This window comes from Kibdelosporangium aridum (assembly GCF_900176515.1).
GTDB lineage: Bacteria > Actinomycetota > Actinomycetes > Mycobacteriales > Pseudonocardiaceae > Kibdelosporangium > Kibdelosporangium aridum.
Window position 1 is genome coordinate 14,003 of the sequence record NZ_FWXV01000014.1, and the last position, 16,904, is coordinate 30,906.

At 63.4% G+C, this 16,904-nt stretch carries 16 protein-coding genes and 1 pseudogene; 6 read left to right on the forward strand and 11 right to left on the reverse strand.

Annotated features, from left to right (window positions below; all coding sequences use genetic code 11):
• Positions 1-172 precede the first annotated feature (172 nt).
• Positions 173-1,801 (reverse strand): sulfatase-like hydrolase/transferase, encoded by a 1,629-nt coding sequence (locus B9C43_RS48605; protein WP_084434234.1) that lies wholly within the window; start codon positions 1,799-1,801, stop codon positions 173-175.
• Positions 1,802-2,648: 847 nt separating this feature from the next.
• Between B9C43_RS48605 and B9C43_RS60475 the strand changes: the two genes are divergently transcribed.
• Complete coding sequence (locus B9C43_RS60475; protein WP_456077602.1) at positions 2,649-3,014, forward strand: methyltransferase family protein; 366 nt, start codon at positions 2,649-2,651, stop codon at positions 3,012-3,014.
• Positions 2,912-3,613 (forward strand): methyltransferase, encoded by a 702-nt coding sequence (locus B9C43_RS48615; protein ID WP_084434092.1) that lies wholly within the window; start codon positions 2,912-2,914, stop codon positions 3,611-3,613. The genes B9C43_RS60475 and B9C43_RS48615 overlap by 103 nt, the downstream gene beginning before the upstream one ends.
• A gap of 125 nt (positions 3,614-3,738) precedes the next feature.
• Here B9C43_RS48615 and B9C43_RS48620 read toward each other — a convergent pair whose 3' ends face one another.
• The 4 genes from B9C43_RS48620 to B9C43_RS48635 form a co-directional block, all read right to left on the reverse strand.
• A complete protein-coding gene (locus B9C43_RS48620; protein ID WP_084434093.1) occupies positions 3,739-4,275 on the reverse strand; it encodes a YceI family protein in 537 nt (178 codons plus the stop codon).
• Positions 4,276-4,285: 10 nt separating this feature from the next.
• Positions 4,286-4,909: an isochorismatase family protein gene (locus B9C43_RS48625; RefSeq protein WP_084434094.1), complete on the reverse strand. Its 624-nt coding sequence runs from the start codon at positions 4,907-4,909 to the stop codon at positions 4,286-4,288.
• Positions 4,910-5,262: 353 nt separating this feature from the next.
• Positions 5,263-5,481, reverse strand: a complete 219-nt coding sequence (locus B9C43_RS48630) for a hypothetical protein (protein WP_084434095.1) — start codon at positions 5,479-5,481, stop codon at positions 5,263-5,265.
• 536 nt (positions 5,482-6,017) lie between these two features.
• The gene (locus B9C43_RS48635; protein ID WP_084434096.1) at positions 6,018-6,620 is read right to left on the reverse strand and encodes an ester cyclase; all 603 of its coding nucleotides are present in this window, start codon (positions 6,618-6,620) and stop codon (positions 6,018-6,020) included.
• 652 nt (positions 6,621-7,272) lie between these two features.
• On the opposite strand from B9C43_RS48635, the gene cobT reads away from it, so the two are divergent.
• Together cobT and B9C43_RS48645 are read left to right on the forward strand one after the other, a co-directional pair.
• A complete protein-coding gene (gene cobT, locus B9C43_RS48640; protein ID WP_084434097.1) occupies positions 7,273-8,313 on the forward strand; it encodes a nicotinate-nucleotide--dimethylbenzimidazole phosphoribosyltransferase in 1,041 nt (346 codons plus the stop codon).
• 299 nt (positions 8,314-8,612) lie between these two features.
• Positions 8,613-9,086 (forward strand): MarR family winged helix-turn-helix transcriptional regulator, encoded by a 474-nt coding sequence (locus tag B9C43_RS48645; RefSeq protein WP_084434098.1) that lies wholly within the window; start codon positions 8,613-8,615, stop codon positions 9,084-9,086.
• 250 nt (positions 9,087-9,336) lie between these two features.
• Here the strand turns inward: B9C43_RS48645 and B9C43_RS48650 are convergent, their stop codons facing one another.
• Positions 9,337-10,353 carry an NAD(P)-dependent alcohol dehydrogenase gene (locus tag B9C43_RS48650; protein WP_200826046.1) on the reverse strand — a complete coding sequence of 339 codons (1,017 nt, stop codon included), beginning with the start codon at positions 10,351-10,353 and terminating at the stop codon, positions 9,337-9,339.
• Positions 10,354-11,117: 764 nt separating this feature from the next.
• Here B9C43_RS48650 and B9C43_RS60000 point away from each other — a divergent pair.
• A pseudogene (locus tag B9C43_RS60000) lies at positions 11,118-11,254 on the forward strand ((2Fe-2S)-binding protein); the annotation flags it as partial.
• Here B9C43_RS60000 and B9C43_RS57200 read toward each other — a convergent pair.
• Positions 11,220-11,390, reverse strand: a complete 171-nt coding sequence (locus B9C43_RS57200; protein WP_160097266.1) for a hypothetical protein — start codon at positions 11,388-11,390, stop codon at positions 11,220-11,222. The pseudogene B9C43_RS60000 and the gene B9C43_RS57200 sit on opposite strands and share 35 nt — an antisense overlap.
• Before the next feature lie 368 nt (positions 11,391-11,758).
• On the opposite strand from B9C43_RS57200, the gene B9C43_RS48660 reads away from it, so the two are divergent.
• A complete protein-coding gene (locus tag B9C43_RS48660; RefSeq protein WP_143447129.1) occupies positions 11,759-12,361 on the forward strand; it encodes a helix-turn-helix domain-containing protein in 603 nt (200 codons plus the stop codon).
• Between the two features lie 18 nt (positions 12,362-12,379).
• On the opposite strand, the gene mdlC is transcribed toward B9C43_RS48660, so the two are convergent.
• From mdlC to B9C43_RS48680, 4 genes are all read right to left on the reverse strand, one after another.
• The gene (gene mdlC / locus B9C43_RS48665; RefSeq protein WP_235039276.1) at positions 12,380-13,975 is read right to left on the reverse strand and encodes a benzoylformate decarboxylase; all 1,596 of its coding nucleotides are present in this window, start codon (positions 13,973-13,975) and stop codon (positions 12,380-12,382) included.
• A 31-nt stretch (positions 13,976-14,006) separates the two neighbouring features.
• Complete coding sequence (locus B9C43_RS48670; protein WP_143447130.1) at positions 14,007-14,759, reverse strand: ABC transporter permease; 753 nt, start codon at positions 14,757-14,759, stop codon at positions 14,007-14,009.
• Positions 14,760-14,839: 80 nt separating this feature from the next.
• Positions 14,840-15,604, reverse strand: coding sequence for an ABC transporter permease (locus B9C43_RS48675; protein ID WP_084434102.1), 765 nt, complete (start codon positions 15,602-15,604; stop codon positions 14,840-14,842).
• A gap of 5 nt (positions 15,605-15,609) precedes the next feature.
• On the reverse strand, positions 15,610-16,599 hold the full coding sequence (locus B9C43_RS48680) for an ABC transporter substrate-binding protein (protein WP_084434103.1): 990 nt from the start codon (positions 16,597-16,599) through the stop codon (positions 15,610-15,612).
• Positions 16,600-16,904 lie beyond the last annotated feature (305 nt).

Below are 16,904 nucleotides of genomic sequence, written 5' to 3' on the forward strand. Positions count from 1 at the left end.
AGGATATATTACTAACTATAAACCGTTGGGGCTACGGAACAACCTTCACAACGTGGCTGCAATGTGCCAGCGCGAGCGGTCCCTTGGACGGCCACAAAACTGTCGATCGCAGACACTCCCGCTCAGACCCCGCATGGTCGCCAGGGTTGGTCTGGGCCAAGGTTGACGTCAACTACCGGGTCGGCGGGTGCGGGCCGAAGGTGGTCAGGAACCGGTCGCGGAAGTCCTGCATCGGCCAGACCGGGGCCTCTTGGCCGGGGTTGAGGCCGTCGTGCCAGCCCCAGCTCGCGGTCCGCTCAAGCACCGCCGGGTCTTTCGCCACGATCGACACCGGTACGTTCTTGGTCGCGCGATCCCCCGCGATCGCCGGCTGTGGCTGGTGGTCACCGAGGAACACAAGCACCAGGTTGTTGTCGCCGTAGGTCTGCACATAGGAGATCAACGAGTTCAGCGAGTACTGAATGGACTCGCCGTACGCGGCGAGCGTCTTGGCCGCGTCGTTCCAAACGTCCTCGGGCTTGGTGCCCTTCTCGGCCTGCTCGGTGAAAATCGACCCGTCGCCGACGGCGTTCCAGTCGATCATCTTGGGCAGCGGGACGAACGGGGTGTGGCTGGAGACCAGGTCGATCTCGGCCATCACCGGCTTGCGGTCCTGCTTGGCCCGTTCGTTGCGCTGGAACGCCGAAAGCGTGTACTGGTCGGGCATCTGGGCGTAGAAGAAGTTCTTGCCCTTGTACCCTGAGGTGTGGGAGTCGTAGTACGAGTCGAAGCCGTAAACCTTGCCTTCCGGCCACGGCTTCATGTGCTGCGGGACGACTCCGACGGTCTTCCACCCGGCCCGCTTGAAGGCCTGGCTGAGCGTGAACCGGTCACTGGCCACAAAGGTGTCGTAACGCTTCTGGTTGTTGATCAGCACACCGGACTGCAGCGTGGAGTGCGCGAGCCAGCTGCCGCCGCCCGAGGTCGACGAGGTGATGAACGCACTCTTGGACTCGAACCCGGCGGCCCGCAACTTGCTGGTGCCCGCGTCAAGGACGGCATCGACTGCCGGGGCGATGACCGGATCCTGGATGGCGACCTGCCCGTAGCTCTCGACGAACGCGATGATCACGTCCTTGCCGCGCAGCCCGGTCAGCAACTGCGTGCCGGGCACGTCGCGGAACGCGTCAACGGACGCTTCCGCGTTGTACGCGTTGGAATCCTGCAGGCTCGCACCGACCTGACGCCCGTGGTCGTAGGCCAACGCCACCGCACTGTAACTCGCGAACGGCTGCCCAAACGCGGCGGCACCGACCCACACAATGCCCAACAGAGCAAGTGCTCGCGTTGATGCCGTCGGACGCCCCGCTACGACGCGCGACAACCGCATCGCCGACAACGCCGTCAGCACAACGAGCGCAACGGCCAGGATGGAGACGCCGACCGCGGCGGCGACCGCGCCACCCTGCCCGATCGCGTCTGCGAGGAAATCGAAGCCCGGGCCGAGGAAACTCCAGTCGAACACGGGGTCGAACGGCCGGGCCAACGTGGTGTAGAAGCCCATGTCGAAGAGCTTCCAGATCAACAGGATGCCCAGCAGCGACCCGAGGACGACGGCGGCGATCCGCCGCGGTTTCGGCGGCAGCACGAGCACAAGCACGACGCCGACGAGGCCCTCGAGCGGAATCTGCAGGATGGACCACGGGCTCAGCTTGCTGAGCTCGTTCGGCGCGACCAAAGCGAATAGAACGAAGAGGAACGCCAGCGCAGTGATCACCCTTGTCGTGATCCGACGCCACTTCGGCACACTGTCCGTACTCATCAACTGTCCTCCGGATGGGTCGTTACCTGCCGACGAACAAACTCCGAAGGCAGCCACGATCGGGAATTCGAACGGGAACACGAAAGGCGCCGGAGCGAGGTTCACCGCGGCACCAAGTTGCCGGTCCGCCTGGCTTGCGCTTCCCGAGTGGCGTTGTGTGACGTTCGGGAATGCTCGTCGCGGCGGTCGTTGAACACAGTGTGATACCGACCAACCGGTCCATTATGGACGGCTCGTGCGATCGAGCCGGGAACAGCCACACGCAGACGTTGCAGGATACGGTCCAGTTCGCCCAACAAGCCAAAGCGCCAGGCTACCAGCGGTTCTGGGTGTCCGAACACTACAGTGCGCCCGGTTACTAGCCCTTCTCAGGGTCGTTACCTTTCGTTTGAAGCTATGGGTAACCAGTATGCGTTTGGTGACCGCCGACGAGAATATCGATCGTCACAAGGGAAGCGATCCGAGGAGTTTCGGGCAACCTCGGACGACATGACGCGAAGACGTTGCTTATGCGACATACTGTACTGTCAAGTTTGGTGACCAACTGGTCGCAGTGCAGTTCGCCCTCATCGAAGAGACACAGTGGATCGACTCGGCACGCCTACCCGGATGCTGCTCGGCAACCGCTGGCTTGCCACCGTCTCGGCGAATTCGGGCCGGTCTCGGACGAACGAGGCGCTCGCGGAGGCAGTTTGAGCCGTGAGACCGATAGTTTGCCTGCTGGCTGCGCCATCACCGACCTCATAGCGGCACCCATGTCCACCACAAACAGAACCAGGAAGTACCGGGAAAGATGTCCGTGAACAACACAGTCCCCGTCTTACCGCCGCAGGTGCGGATGCAGGAGATGCTGTTCGGTTTTGGGCTAGCACAGGCCCTCTATGTCGTAGCCGAACTGAACATTTCCACCGCGCTGCTTGACGGGCCCCGGTCCGTTGAGCAGCTGGCCGCTGAGTCGAACGCTGACAGCGGTGCACTCCGGCGGATCATCCGTTACCTGACCTCGTATGACGTGTTCCGGCTCCGTGGCGACCGCGTTGAGGTCACCGATCTGGGCAGGACACTTGCCGACGGCGTCCCAGGATCAGTACGCGGCTTGCCCGCTACTGGATGGAGACGCACTATCAACCCTTCAGCGACTTGGTGCACACCGCGCGCACCGGCGAGACCGCCGCGACACACTACCTCGGCAAACCGATGTTCGACTGGGTGAACGAGTCCGCACGCCTTACCCAGTTGCAGAACTCGGCCATGAGCGGTGGCGGCAAGGTGGCCAGGGGCGACCTCCTGGAACGCTATGAACTTCCGGATGGCGAGGTCGTCGCCGACATCGGCGGGGCTGACGGCAGCCTGCTCGCCGAACTTCTCGCCGACCGGCCGCAACGCCGGGGCGTTCTCTTCGACCTGCCCGCTGTCGTCAGCGATGCCCCGGTCCGCCTGTCCGCAGCTGGTCTCGCTGACCGGGTCGATGTCGTTGGTGGTGACTTCTTCGACTCGGTACCTGCGGCCGATGTCTACGTGATGTCGGTCGTCCTGCACGACTGGGACGATGACTCCTGCGTCCGGATCCTGAACAACATCGCGGCCTCGGCGACGCCGGGAACTCGGTTGGTCCTCATTGAGGCGGTGGTGCCAGAGGATGGCCAGCCACACTTCAGCAAGCTCCTGGATCTGGTCATGTTGGCGATGTTGACGGGGCGAGAGCGCAGTGAATCCGAGTGGCGCGAGCTGCTCGCCAAAGGCGGCTTCGCTCTGGACCGGATCGTGAATGGCTCTGGCGCCATGAGCGCCATCGAGGCGACCCGGATCTGAACAAGGCGACGTTCTTCCTCTCCGATCAGCCGGATGTCGCCGCATCCGGCTGATCGGAGAGGCAACGGCGACATATTCCACTCAGGACACGAAACACCCAGTTCCGCCGCCGACCACCCGACCCCTCAGGAGGCAAGGATCGCCTGAATTTCCAGGGTCAGGTCGGTGGCGTCGCCGATGAGTGCGGGGCCGCCTGGTGCCGAGATGTTGCCGTTCACACCGAATGCGTTGCGGGAGACCCTCGTGGAGGCGCGGAATCCAATGCGGAAGGCGCCGGTGTGGTCCGTGCCTGAGCCGAGGGCGTAGAGGTCGAATTCGACAGGCCGAGTGGTCCCGCGGATGGTGAGGTCGCCGCGCAATGTGTAGCGTTCGCCGTCCGGCACGAGCTCGGTGGATGTGAATCGGGCTGTAGGGTGGTTGGCGACGTCGAAGAAGTCCGCGGATCGCAGGTGTTCGTCACGGGCCTCGACGGCGGTGTGTACAGAATTGACGGCGATCTCGGCGGACACAGTGGACTTGGCCGGGTCCTCGGCGACTTCCACGGTGCCGGACACGTCGGTGAAAGTGCCTTTGACGCGGGCGATCACGAACCGTGTAGTGAAGGTGACTGACGAGTGGGCAGCGTCCACGGTGTAGCGGCCGGTGGGGATTGTGATCTGCATCGGTTCGTCCTTACTTGCGGAACGCCTGGGCGACCTGGCCGACGAGGGTGGCGAAGGGCATGTCGAGAGCGGCGTAGACCTCACCAGCCGCGGGATTGTCGTTGTCAGCAAGGATTTCGACCATGAGCGTGGCGTAGTCGCTGAGGATGACACCGGCTTGCTGCATGCGTGCGATGCCAGCCTCTCGTTTGGTCGCCGAGAAGGTCCCCGACGCGTCGACCGGGACGAAGGGTTGGTAGCCGTCGGCGAGCGCGGCGATTGCCGGGAAGGCGGCGCATACTTCCAGTGAGATGCCGGTGATGATGAGCTTCTTGCGGCCGGTGGCCGCAACGGCTGCTTTGACCCGGTCGTCGTGCCACGCGTTGACGGTCGAGCGATCGATGATCTGCTTGCCGTCGGGCAGAGCGGCTACCAGCTCGGGGATGGTTGGTCCCCACATGCTGTCGGCAGCCGTGGTGGTGACGACCATCGGCAGGCCGAGCGCCGTTGCCGCCTTGGCGAGGCCGACGATGTTGTGCTTCAACTCGAGCAAGGAGATGTCCCTGATGCCGGTGTACAGGCCCACCTGGTGGTCGACAATCAGGACAGCTGCGTTGTCCGGAGTGAGTGGTTCGTGGAACGGGTTGGGGGACATCAGACCTCCTCGATAACAGTCACGAGCTTATATAGTCACGATACATGACTAATTTCTGATGCTACTGCTGGGAGTGCGTCCAACCACATCAGAACCGTCCGTCTTCCGGTTGAGGGCCTGGAGGAACTGCGCGGCTCATTGCGCCTGCAAGGTTGCCGACTCTCGATCCGGATACGGATGCGTGTTCGGCACGCGCGCCACCGATGCCTCCCCCGTACTAATCAGACTGTCCACTGTCTACTGATCGCGACCGTCTCGACTCCCAAGGACGCATCGCTCGAACCCAGCCGTACTCACCGCGGCACGCAGACGTGGCCGGCGACCGCGTGAACTGTGGGATGCGAACGCGAGGGTCAGCATGCGCCCAGGCCTGTCCAACCAGTTGATGCCCCCAGGAAGGCCACGCCGGCTGCTGTGTCCGCGGCAACGACAGGGCCGACTTGGTCCGGGAAGACATCGCTGAGCGCGATCGCAACAAGCAGTCCGGCGTCGCTCGCGCCGATCACGTCCGCATGTGTCCCGGCGTCCTTGCCGGAATCGTGCCGCCGCTGACCGTTCGTTTTCCAGCCCATTCAGTGTTCGTTCCGCCGTTGTTCCGGCATTGTCCCGTTCGAGTCTTTCCAGAGTGGCCCGTGAAGCTGTGAACGCCAGTCTGGTGCGAGCCGCCGCACTGTTCTGGTCATCGGCTAGTGCGGTTCGATGGCTCTCCTGCCTCGGGTTGGTTGGCCGGGCGATGGCCAGGGCGCGACGTTCAGGTGCGTGGTGACCGGAAGACCTTCCCGGCCGTTCGGTTGGTCCACGCACCACGGCAGAATGACCTGACACCCGTGGCGTTCGAACCCGGGAAACCCCGGGACTTGTGACACGTGTCGACGGGAGTGCAGTCCCGGCAGGCGCGACCTTGCCCGATGAAACGGGTGCGCAATGAATCCTCAGCCGCGATGTCGCGCGGTCGTCACGTCCGGCACGGTATCGCGTCAAACCGCTGGAATCGCTCAAGTGTCGTCGCAGTCGCGGGCCGGCCGTCAGCGACCAACGACAACATGTCTGATCAAAGCCGCCCCTGGACGAACGCTGAGCGAACATCCAGGGGCGGCTTCGGTGTGGCTCAACCCAGCCCGAGCTGCTGGAAGAAGTTCTGGTTGTCCCAGAACAGGAACTCCTCGTCCATCGTGCCGCGCTTGTTCCACAAGCCGATGGTGGCCATGTTGATCGCGTACTTCTTGCCGGTCGGCTGAATGAAACCACCCTTGCCGTCGGGCATCGGCCGGGTGAAGGTGCCCTGCATGACGCCGGCGACAGCGGTCAGCCCGCCCTGGGCGACACGCAGATAGTGCGACTGGACCCGGGTGTCCGGCGCCCACACGAACAGCGCCTTGAGATCTTCGATGTGCTTGTCGACACCGTCGGTGTAGTGGCCGTCGGGCCAGTGCACACGGATGTTACGGGCGTGGCTCTCGCCGATTCGGTTCCACTTCTCGTGGGTGAAGATCTCGAAGTCCAACTCGTCGAACTTCTCCAGGTTGCGGCGCTCCTCGCGCGTGAGGTCCTTCGCGAACGGCGGGTTGGGCACCGGCGTCGTGGCCGGGTCGGGCATCGGGACCCAGGGGCTGCGTGATGTCGCCTCGGCGATCCCTGCCCCGGTCTCAACGGCAGCCAGTGCCATCGCGCCGAACGCGGCGGCACTGCCGAATACACGACGGTTGATCATCTCTCGTCCTTCCTTTGCGAGCTCCACATGAGAACAACGAAGTGAGTGCAAACCGCGACTTCTGGCTATCGATGTGAGGTACCGTGAGTCTTCCCGGGCATGCGGTCCTTGGCGTAGCGCGGGCATCAGGGATGCCGTGGACGCGGATCCGCACTCCGTGGCCGGTATCTCGTCAGACATCGATCCACAGAGATCAATCCACGAACAGCAGTCATTACGAGTGACAGTCAAGATACATTACTATCTCGCGATGTCCCGGCCCAAGATGGCATCAGTTCGCCACGTGTGAGGTCGAACCGCGTATCGAGGCCGATTGAGGCATGGATTCGACGCAATAACACCGTATTCGGCAGTGTTGGTCAGCTCGGCGACCTCATGCGCGAGTCGTCCGAACCACAATCGGCTGTCGGATCATCGTCCGATGTGACGTGTATACGACACAAAGAAGGTACACACACTGCCTCAACCGATAGGCTGCGGCCACCGTTCTCGGCAGATCGCCGCCCCATGCCGGGCAATCGTTCGACACATCCTCGACCAGAGGCCGTTTTCACGAACGCTCATCGACCTCCCGGCTCGAACGGTCCGAAATTGTGGCGGTGTCCCGTTATTCACGTTCAGTACTTCTCGTTGCACCTCTGGAGGTTCGGAAATGTTTCTCCCTGTATGTCCACCGGACGAGTCAGTCAAGCAAGCCGCATTGGACCGATGGGACAGGCTCGTCAAATCGCCGGGGGCGTTGGGCGATCTCGAGGACGTCGGCACGTGGATCGCAGCATGCCAGGGGGTCTGCCCGCCAAGACCCCTGACTCGCCCGCGTGTCGTGGTCTTCGCCGGCGACCATGGCGTCGCGACCAGGGGCATCTCTGTTTACCCGGCCGAGGCCACCGCACAGGCCTTGATCATGTTTGTAACCGGTGGTGGCGCTGTGAACGTACTCGCCGCAGCAAATGGCGCAGCCCTGCGAATCGTTGACATGGCAGTCGCCGCCGAGACACCCGTTCCAGACGAGGTCAAGAGATTCAAGGTACGACACGGATCTGGGGCCGTCGACCAGGAGGATGCCCTGACAGACAACGAGGTCAGGCTCGCTGTCGAGGCCGGCCGCGCAATCGCTGATCAGGAGGTTGACGCGGGTACTGATGTGCTCATAGCCGGTGATCTGGGCATCGGGAACTCCACTGTCGCCGCGATACTCGTTGCCGCGTTGACCGGTGCCGAACCCACCGCGGTGGTGGGCCGCGGCTCTGGCATCGACAACGAAACATGGATACGCAAGGTCGCCGTGGTCCGGGATGCGTTATGCCGAGCCCATGCGGTCCGCGCGAATCCGCTGGCGCTACTGCGGACGTCGGCAAGTGCGGACATCGCCGCGATGGCGGCGTTCCTCGCCCAGGCCGCGGTCCGCAGGACACCTGTACTCCTGGACGGCGCGATCACCACCGCGGCCGCATTGGTCGCGGAACGTCTGGCCCCCGGGGCACGACAGTGGTGGCTGGCAAGCCACCGGTCGACCGAGCCGTCCCACCAGTTAGCACTCGCCCAACTCGGGCTGAAGCCCCTGGTGGACCTGAAAATGCGGCACGGCGAGGGCTCAGGCGCACTGATCGCGCTTCCGCTGGTGGCCATGGCGACTCGCATGCTGGCCGAGATGACCACGTTCAAAGAAGCCGGGATCACCAGCCACGTCTGATACTCACACTCGTGTGCCTGTCGTAGAACTCAAACGCAGAAGACAAACAACTTGTCCTGGAACGCGGTACTGATGCGAGCGTGCAGCACGGCGAACAGCTCATCCGACGATCTCGGCACATCACTGGCGTGTCGCACGGTCCCCAACCCGAGGGCTCGGGCTGTGCGACAAGGTTGATGATAGAAGTGAACGTTTCTGCCCAGCTGGCGCGGTGCACGGCCATCTCGCCCGATGCCCACCCACCAGATAGGCTCCGCAACGGTACGGGCGACGTCGACCGTATCGTGTGAGGAGGAAAAGTGGCAACGCGGGCCAGTCGCAACAGCACCAATCCCGACTTCGGCGTTCTCGCCGGGCGGTTGCTGTTCGCGGTGACCAGCGAATTCTTCGCGAAACTGGCCGCCGAGGGCTTCGATGACCTGAAGCCACGGCACGGCGCCGTGCTGGCTTACCTCGATGACGCGGGCGTTCGGGCCACGGATCTGGCACGCCTGTCCGGGCAGCACAAGCAGATGATCGGCACGCTCGTCGACGAATTGGAGGAGCTCGGCTACGTGCAGCGGCGCCCTGATCCCGCCGACCGCCGCGCGAAGCTGGTCTGCCCCACCGAACGCGGCATCGCGCAGATGCGAGCCGCGGACCAGATCATGTCTGCTATCCACGAGCGCCATGCCCGTCGCATGAGCCGCGAGAAGTTCATCGAGTTCAAGGCCACTCTGGCCGACGTCACTGAATACCAGCGCCGTCGAGTGGCCCGGCTGCGGCAAGCCTGACGCATAGGCCGAACGTCACTCCACCAGCTTCACCTACGAGGTTTATCGTCGCGTTCCTAGCGCCACAGGGTCGGTTGTCGGGCAGGTCATACCTGATTCCGTGATCACCACACGCTCAGAAAGGCGGCCGCCTCATGGTCATGACCGGCGGCCGCACTTCTGATCTAGTTTGAGCGTGTGGTGATCGGATCCGTCCGGCATCGACGGCCAGCCGCGGGGCGCTGGCGCCGCTCCCCTTGCAGGAGATCGATCAGGGCGTCAGCACCGGCTTGATCACTTCGCCGTTGTGCATGTCCGCGACTGCGGCGTTGATGTCCGACAGTTTGTAGCCCGTCCGTGTGATCCGCCCGAGCGGGACCTTTCCGGTCGCCACCAGGCTGGTCAGGTAGGGCAAGTAGATCGGCGGATTACTCGCACCTTCCACGACTCCGACCACGTGCTTGCTGAAGTTCACCAGGTCCGCCAGCGGAATCTCAGCGGTGGAGGTGAACGACGCCAAGCCTTCCACTGCCAGTGTGCCGCCGGTTCCGAGGCTGCTGAAAGCCTGCAAGGCCACGCCTTCCACGCCGCTCGCCTCCAGCGCGTAGTCGGCCCCACCTCCGGTCAGGTCCTTGATAGCCGCGACCACATCGATGCCGGTTGGATCAACCACATCAGTGGCCCCGAGATCGCGGGCCAAGGCCAAACGTTGGGCATTGACATCCACGGCGATCAGGCGGCGCACCGGAAGTAGTGCCGCAGCCATCAGGGCGGACATGCCGACCGTACCGGCGCCGAAGACGACGACTGTGCTACCCGGGTGAGGTCGCAGGACGTTCAGGATGGCGCCCGATCCAGTTTGGACGCCGCAGCCCAGAGGGGCAAGTAGCTCCGGAGAGACATCGAGGTCCTCGTTGACCGGGATAGCATTGCGTTCGTTGGCGAGTGCGTAGCCGGCAAAGGTTGACTGTCCGAAGAAGTTTCCCGCCAGTGGTTGGCCATCGCGCCACAGGTTTGCTGACCCGTCCGGTCGCTTGCCTGGCCCGAAGTTGCGGGCGAGATACTCGCGACACTGTCCAGGTAGGCCAGCTACACACCGGTCACAATGTCCGCAGAAGTCAAAACTGATCGAAACCCTTTGGCCAGGCCGCAATCGGGTTACCTCTGGTCCCACCTGCTCGACCACGCCAGCGCCTTCGTGACCGAGCACCGCTGGCATCGCATACGGAAAAACCCCAGACTGTACGGATATGTCGGTGTGGCATACGCTCACCGCCTCGATTCGCACGAGGACCTCGGTCCCTCGTGGTTCGTCGACCTCGATGTCCGCGATCTCGAAATCCAGACCAGCGCCTGACACCGTGGCAGCTGTCGTTGTTCGACCAGTCATGGCGACTCCTTCCTGAGGCAAGTGAGCAAAGCGGATGCATAGTCATGTGTCAATACTGTCACTGACTATGACTAGCTGCTGCAACATCGTTGCGCGCCTTGATGAACGTCTACCGAGCGGGCCGTGAAGTTGTCCACGTCGGCGCGCTCTCGTCTACCACCACATGATCTGCCAGTCGCCTACTGGTAACGGAGACGAAGCTAAGCAAGAGGCGAAAGCCTGCCATGCGGTCATGTCGTACACATTGTCGAGCTCGTCACTCGCCTAGAACGACGCGGCCGTACCCCTACCCTGCGTGGCGTCCTTGGCCTCAAGGTAAGCCGCCAACCTGTCAGTAGTCAATGGCTCATAACTACTGTCACAGCTATCTACAGTCTGTTCCGGCGCGGTCACGACAGACCGAGAGGTGCACCCGACTGCCGCATGGGAGGGATGTATCAACGAAACGCCGCTACAGTGGCCAGCGCTTGGGATTGCCCAACGTCGTCATACAGCACGGTCGCGACGCGTTCGGACGCACTCAAGCCTGGACATACCGTCAGTAACATTGTCGATATAGACAATGTTGACCAGATGTGTCTAACATGTTCGTCATCCGCTGATGGCGCGACCTCCGCGCCGTCGGTCTTCCGGAGTGGCGCCTCAGCACGGAAGAGGTCGGGCTGGACATCGGACTTGAAGTCATTGGTGAAGTTGAACAGTTGGGTGTGGATACCGCCGTGTCGCTGTTGGACGCGTTGCGTGAGCGCCTGTGTGTCGCTGGACTAAGAAGGGCTGCGATCGAGGCCAGTGCGGCGCTCCGGCGGGCGTTCGTCGAGCAGGACGCCTTCGCGTATCCACGACGGGGCCCATGAGCCCATACGCAGCTGGGCGTCCTGCTCGATCGCAACCGAGGCGTGCCGTTGCTCCTCGCGCTCAGTCGAAGCACATGTCATCCGGATGCTCGTAAAACTGCAGTGCTGACGATTCAACGGCATTCATACGGGGCGAAATGCTGGGGCGTCGCATCGCGACTTGACATGTCCGCAGCGGGTAGTTCATGACGTCACCGCCTGACTCGCTCGAAGACTGCCAAGAAATCGCCAGAAGTTGTTCTCATCGGTCGCGAACAGGGCTATGATCCTGAGAATGATGGCAACTTGAGTGGTGGCCGATCAGGTCGACTAACAGAGGTCCCTGGGGGCATTCAGGCGTGTCGCTCCACCGTCCGGTCAAGAACGTCCGGTTCATTCAGGCGCGGGAACGCATTGAATCCGTGCTGTTTCCAGGACAACCGCCGACCAGGGGTGAATTGGCCACTCGAGTGCGGGCAGAGTTGCGCCGTCTCGGTTCCGATTCCAAGTTCACAACCAGGCATGTCTCGCGGTTGGAACGTGGTGAAACCCACTGGCCCAAGGACCAGCACGTCCGGTCGGCGTTGCGGCTGGTCCTGGGCGTGCCGACGGACGAGGACCTCGGTTTCCACAACAGTAGGCGGCGTGAGCCAACCGACGCGCCGACGTCATCACACCAGTTCGATATGCCGACACCAAGCCATCAACCGAATCAGCGGGACGACCGCAAGGACGGATCGTGCGCACACGTATTGACGGTTCGTCAATTGCTGCCGGAGAACTTTTTCGATCAGCAGATGATTTGCGCAGCACTCAATCGCCGGGATTTCGGCGTTGTTTTCCGGGCGGTTCGCCGGCACACCGGGCTGAACCAAGTCGAGCTCGGCGGCGTGCTGGGATTCACTCAGGGGCGAGTGTCCAAGATCGAAAGCGGGAAACGCGGTTTGCACGAATTCGACGAAGTCGTGCGTGTGGCGAATGTGCTCGGCCTTGACCCGTGGCGACTAGGCTTCGGAAAATCCGCGCGGTGTGAGGCTTGCCGGGGAACGGAATCCCGTTCAGGACGACAGTGACGGCCCCGGTCGCCGCGACTATCTCGGCAGGGTTGCTCTAGCTTGTTGGACGAGCACATGTAGGACAGTCGGCTCGTCGGCACATACCGCGTCGGTGAGCGCGCGGGCCAGCTCGACCGGATCGCTCACCAGCACGCCTTGGCATCCCTGGCCATTGGCCAGCGCTCTGAAATCGACCTCACCGAGTTGGATGCCGGGCACGCCGGACACACCAAGCCGGTTGCTGTGATTGGCCACCGCGGCGTACTCGCCGTTGTCCATGACCACGACCGTAAGCGGCGCCGAGTAACGAGCCGCTGTCCACAGTGCCTGGACGCTGTACATGGTCGAGCCGTCGCCGATGATCGCGACCACGGATCGGTCGGGTGCGGCCATCGCGGCCCCGATCGCCGCTGGCAGACCATATCCGAGCACACCGCTTGCTCCGGTGAGGAACCCGGTCTGGCGCAAGGTGATCGGCAAATGTTGGTGCATCGCGGGCCGGTGACTGGGCGCTTCCTCGACGATCAGGGTGTTGGTCGGCATCGTCTGCCTGATGGTGTGCAGCACGTATGCGCCGCTCATTCGTTCGCCTGCCGCAGGCGGTTCTGGCGCCGCAGTGTGTTGCCGTATCGGCGGGCGAGGTGATGCGGATTCGGTGACGCCGCACAACAGATGCCGGATCCCCGCACCCGGCGTCGCGCGTACCGCGATGGCATGTGGAGCGCGGGCAAGAACCTGTTCGTCGTCATGGATCAGAATCAGCGGCGGCAGATCCGGACCGTCCTTTTCGGTCACCACATGCTCGGTGAACGCCGGAGCGCCGATCACGACGACAAGGTCATGCCCGGCGAGTGTCTCGGCCAACGGTTGCCGTGCCGCCGGTAGGAATCCGGCGAACAGCGAGTGATCCTCGGGAAAGGAACAACGGGCCGAGAACGGTGCGGCCCACACCGGAGCCTGGATGCGTTCGGCCAGCAGGACCATGTCAGATACTGCGTGGTCAGCGTCGATGGCAGCACCGACCACGACCACGGGCTGCGTGCTTGCTGCGATCTTGGTCGCGACGGCATCAAGTGCGACTGTGTCGGCGAAATCGCCACCGATCCTCGGGCGCGGCGATATGGAGACGGCTGGCTGGTTCCAGTCATCCGACGGCACAGACACCAGCACCGGACCACACGGCGGCTGAGTCGCCACGTGATACGCCCTGGCGAACGCGGCTGGCACGTCCTGCGCCCTGGCGGGCTGCACACTCCACTTGACGTACGGCTGTGGTAGATGGGTGGGTTCCAAAGCGCTCAGGAACGGGTCGATCGGCAGTAATGATCGTGCTTGCTGGCCCGCGAGCACGATCATCGGCGTGCGATTGTGGTAGGCGGTGACGATGCTGCCCATCGCGTGCCCGGTGCCACCCGCGGAATGCAGGTTCACCACCACTGGCAGGCCGCTCGCCTGCGCGTAGCCATCGGCCATGGCCACCACCACAGATTCCTGCAGCCCGAGCACGTAGTCGAAGTCTTCAGGCCAGTCAGCGAGGAAAGGCACTTCGGTCGACCCCGGATTGCCGAACACCTTGGTCAACTGCCATGCCCGCATCAGCTCGCGCACAGCGTCCACGACGGTCAGGTTCACAGCTCCGTTCTTCCCTGTCAGTGCTGGCATCTCAGTGTCCGGCCTGCCGCGTGAACCCGAGGTGCCACGCGAGAATCCGCCGCTCTACCAGGCGCAGCAGGGTGTTCAGGACGTAGCCGACGATGCTGATCAGCACGATCCACGCCCACATCTCCACGGTGGCGAACTGGTTCTGCGCCGTGGTGAGGCGGAACCCGATCCCGCTTCCGGTGCCGACCATCTCGGACACCACCATCAGGATCATCGCCAGTCCCAGGCTCATCCGCAGCCCGGTCATGACCCTGGGACCAGCGGCAGGAACCACCACCAGGAAAACCCACTGCAGACGGCTGACGCGGAACGCACGTGCCGTGTCGGTCTGCACGTCGTCCACGGCACGCGCGCCGTCGATCGTGTTCAACAGGATCGGCCAGATCGAGCCCCACAGGATGATCGCGGTCTCCATCGCCGACCCGATGCCGAAGATCAGCAGGAAGACCGGCAGCAACAGGGTTGCCGGCGTCGCTCTGGCGAGGAACAGCACCATCGACGCATAGGCGGTGGCCGTGAGCGATCGTCCCAGCGCGAGACCCGCGGGCACGCCGACCATTGCAGCCAGCAGCCAGCCAGTGAGCAGTCGGCCGACACTGGGCAGGATGTCGGTACGCCACGCGTCGGCACCGGAGAACCAGATGTGCCATGCGGTGTCCGCGATCATCGCGGGCGTGGGGAAGTACGGATGTTGGATGGCGGCAGTCACCGCCTGCCAGACGCCCAGCATTGCCAACGCGGCCAGCCAACTCATCGCGGTGACTCTTCGCTGACTGGTGCTGGCGCGGCGACGGGTCGGCCGAGACGGTTGCTCGGGAGATGACATCGTGATGATCACACCGATCCTCCCGCTGGTGCCCAGTGCAGCCATTTCCGTTGTGCGGCAATGATCCCCACGTTGGCGAGTTGGCCGACCAGGCCGGTGAAGGCGGCTCCGGCCAGGACAATGTCCATCCGGCCCGCCCCGCGGCCGGACACCGCCACCAGTTGGCCGATGCCTATCCCGCCGCCCACCACGTATTCCGTGCTCACCACGACGACAAGAGCGACGGCCGCCGACAACCGGATCCCGGTCAGCACGAAGGGCGCGATGCTGGGCAGGACCACACCGGCCAGCATCCATCGCCTGGACGTGCCGAACGCGCGGGCGACGTCCCGGCGTGCAGGGTCGATCTCGCCGACCGCGTGCCGGGTGTTGAGCATGATCGGCCACAACGCCGCGAACGCAGCCACCGTGATCTTGGTGGCCGCGCCGCTCCCAACCAGCAACGTGACGAGTGGGACCAATGCGACGGCAGGCAACGGGCGCAGGAATTCCACCGCCACTCCGGTGAACGTGCGCAGTGATCGGACCGTGCCCAGCACGAGTCCCAGCGGGATGGCTATCAGTGCCGCCAGGGTTATTGCGATCAACCAGGAAAGCAATGTGGACACCGCCGCGACTGCGAACGAAGCGGAACCGAGCAGCACCACGAACTGAGTGGCCACTTCGGACGGTGGCGGCACGACGTCGCGGTCGAGTACGCCGGTCGCGCTGAGCCCTTCCCAGATGGCCAGGAGAACGACCAGACCGAACACACTGCGGATGGGCGATCGCATTGAGGTCAGGCCACCGACGGCGTCGGCAAGATCAGAGTTTTCGCGTCGAACTGCTGGCCTAGCGCCTTCATCGCGTTCATCAGATTCGGTACCCGCTGCAACCGGGTGGCGGAGTTGCTTGTGGGGAACGTATCCAGGTGCAACAGCATGACCTGATCCTTGTTGATCTTGACCAGGTCGGGCAGCACGCCGGCGAGCTCGTTGCGATTGGACGCGTCGGTCTGGGCGGGAATCATGGCTCGCTGGAAGGCCTTGACCTTCTCCGGGTTCTTCTCCACCCACGTGCGTTTGGCCACCCAGCCAGCCAACGGGAACTGTGCGGTCGATCCAGCCACGATCGGTATCACCGAGTTCAGCCCATGTCTCTGCTGTGCCTGGGTCAGGTACGGCTCGATCACAACGCCGCCAGCGATCTGGCCGTTCGCGATCGACTGGCCGACGTCAGGGAACTGCACGGCGGCGTACTTGACCGAGTTCGGGTCGATCTGGTTGTCGGCGAGGGTCGCGCGGACCAGGAGTTCGTTCACACTGCCGAAGGCGTGGATGCCGATCTGCTTGCCGATCAGGTCCTGCGGAGCCTTGATGTCGTTGCTGACCAGCAGTTGGCAGGACTCGCGGGTGGCCTCGTTCGCGTCCACGACGACGACCAAGTCGAACGTCTTCTTCTCCAGTCCCTGGAACAGCGACACGTAGTTCAGTACACACATGTCCACTTCGTCGCCCAGCAGACTCGGCACCGCCTTGGGACCGGCCTCGAAAATGGTGAACTCGGCCTTGATGCCCTCCTTGCTGAAATATCCCTTGCGCTCCGCGAGCTTGGCGGACGCGGCGACGGTCGTGGCCTGCATCCCCAGCCGCACCACGCCAAGTTGGGTAGCACTTGCCGCATCGTTCGACGACGATCCGTCAAGGAGTCCACACCCGGACAGACCGGTGCCAACAGCGGCCATACCCGTGCCGAGCAGAAAGGTACGGCGGGACAATCTAGCGGACATCAGGCGGCTCCGGGAACGACTGCAGGGGGACGAGAGACGACGTTCTGCCACTGACGACCCATGATCACATCGTCAGCAGACATCTTGGGACGCGCCTACCGCGAAGTGAAGACCCAAGTGGAATATTCCATCTGGCCATTTCACGGTCCGTTCAGCCGTGGCGGGGCGCAATCCCTCCGCCTCGCCTATCTGCCTGAACACCCGATATCCACACGCTTTCCGATCCGCTGGGCCAAATGTCCTGCCCTCCAGAAGCATCCCGGCACAGGTCTACCCGGATGCCGACGCGCGGGCGGTGACCAGGA

Excerpts from the sequence above, each read along its gene's own strand:
- B9C43_RS57200 (WP_160097266.1), bottom strand. The coding sequence starts at position 11,390 with ATGACATGTGCTTCGACTGAGCGCGAGGAGCAACGGCACGCCTCGGTT.
- cobT (WP_084434097.1), top strand. The coding sequence starts at position 7,273 with ATGTTTCTCCCTGTATGTCCACCGGACGAGTCAGTCAAGCAAGCCGCA.
- B9C43_RS48635 (WP_084434096.1), bottom strand. The coding sequence starts at position 6,620 with ATGATCAACCGTCGTGTATTCGGCAGTGCCGCCGCGTTCGGCGCGATG.
- B9C43_RS48615 (WP_084434092.1), top strand. The coding sequence starts at position 2,912 with ATGGAGACGCACTATCAACCCTTCAGCGACTTGGTGCACACCGCGCGC.
- B9C43_RS60475 (WP_456077602.1), top strand. The coding sequence starts at position 2,649 with ATGCTGTTCGGTTTTGGGCTAGCACAGGCCCTCTATGTCGTAGCCGAA.
- B9C43_RS48630 (WP_084434095.1), bottom strand. The coding sequence starts at position 5,481 with ATGGGCTGGAAAACGAACGGTCAGCGGCGGCACGATTCCGGCAAGGAC.
- B9C43_RS48670 (WP_143447130.1), bottom strand. The coding sequence starts at position 14,759 with ATGAGTTGGCTGGCCGCGTTGGCAATGCTGGGCGTCTGGCAGGCGGTG.
- B9C43_RS48620 (WP_084434093.1), bottom strand. The coding sequence starts at position 4,275 with ATGCAGATCACAATCCCCACCGGCCGCTACACCGTGGACGCTGCCCAC.
- B9C43_RS48625 (WP_084434094.1), bottom strand. The coding sequence starts at position 4,909 with ATGTCCCCCAACCCGTTCCACGAACCACTCACTCCGGACAACGCAGCT.
- B9C43_RS48675 (WP_084434102.1), bottom strand. The coding sequence starts at position 15,604 with ATGCGATCGCCCATCCGCAGTGTGTTCGGTCTGGTCGTTCTCCTGGCC.
- B9C43_RS48680 (WP_084434103.1), bottom strand. The coding sequence starts at position 16,599 with ATGTCCGCTAGATTGTCCCGCCGTACCTTTCTGCTCGGCACGGGTATG.
- B9C43_RS48605 (WP_084434234.1), bottom strand. The coding sequence starts at position 1,801 with ATGAGTACGGACAGTGTGCCGAAGTGGCGTCGGATCACGACAAGGGTG.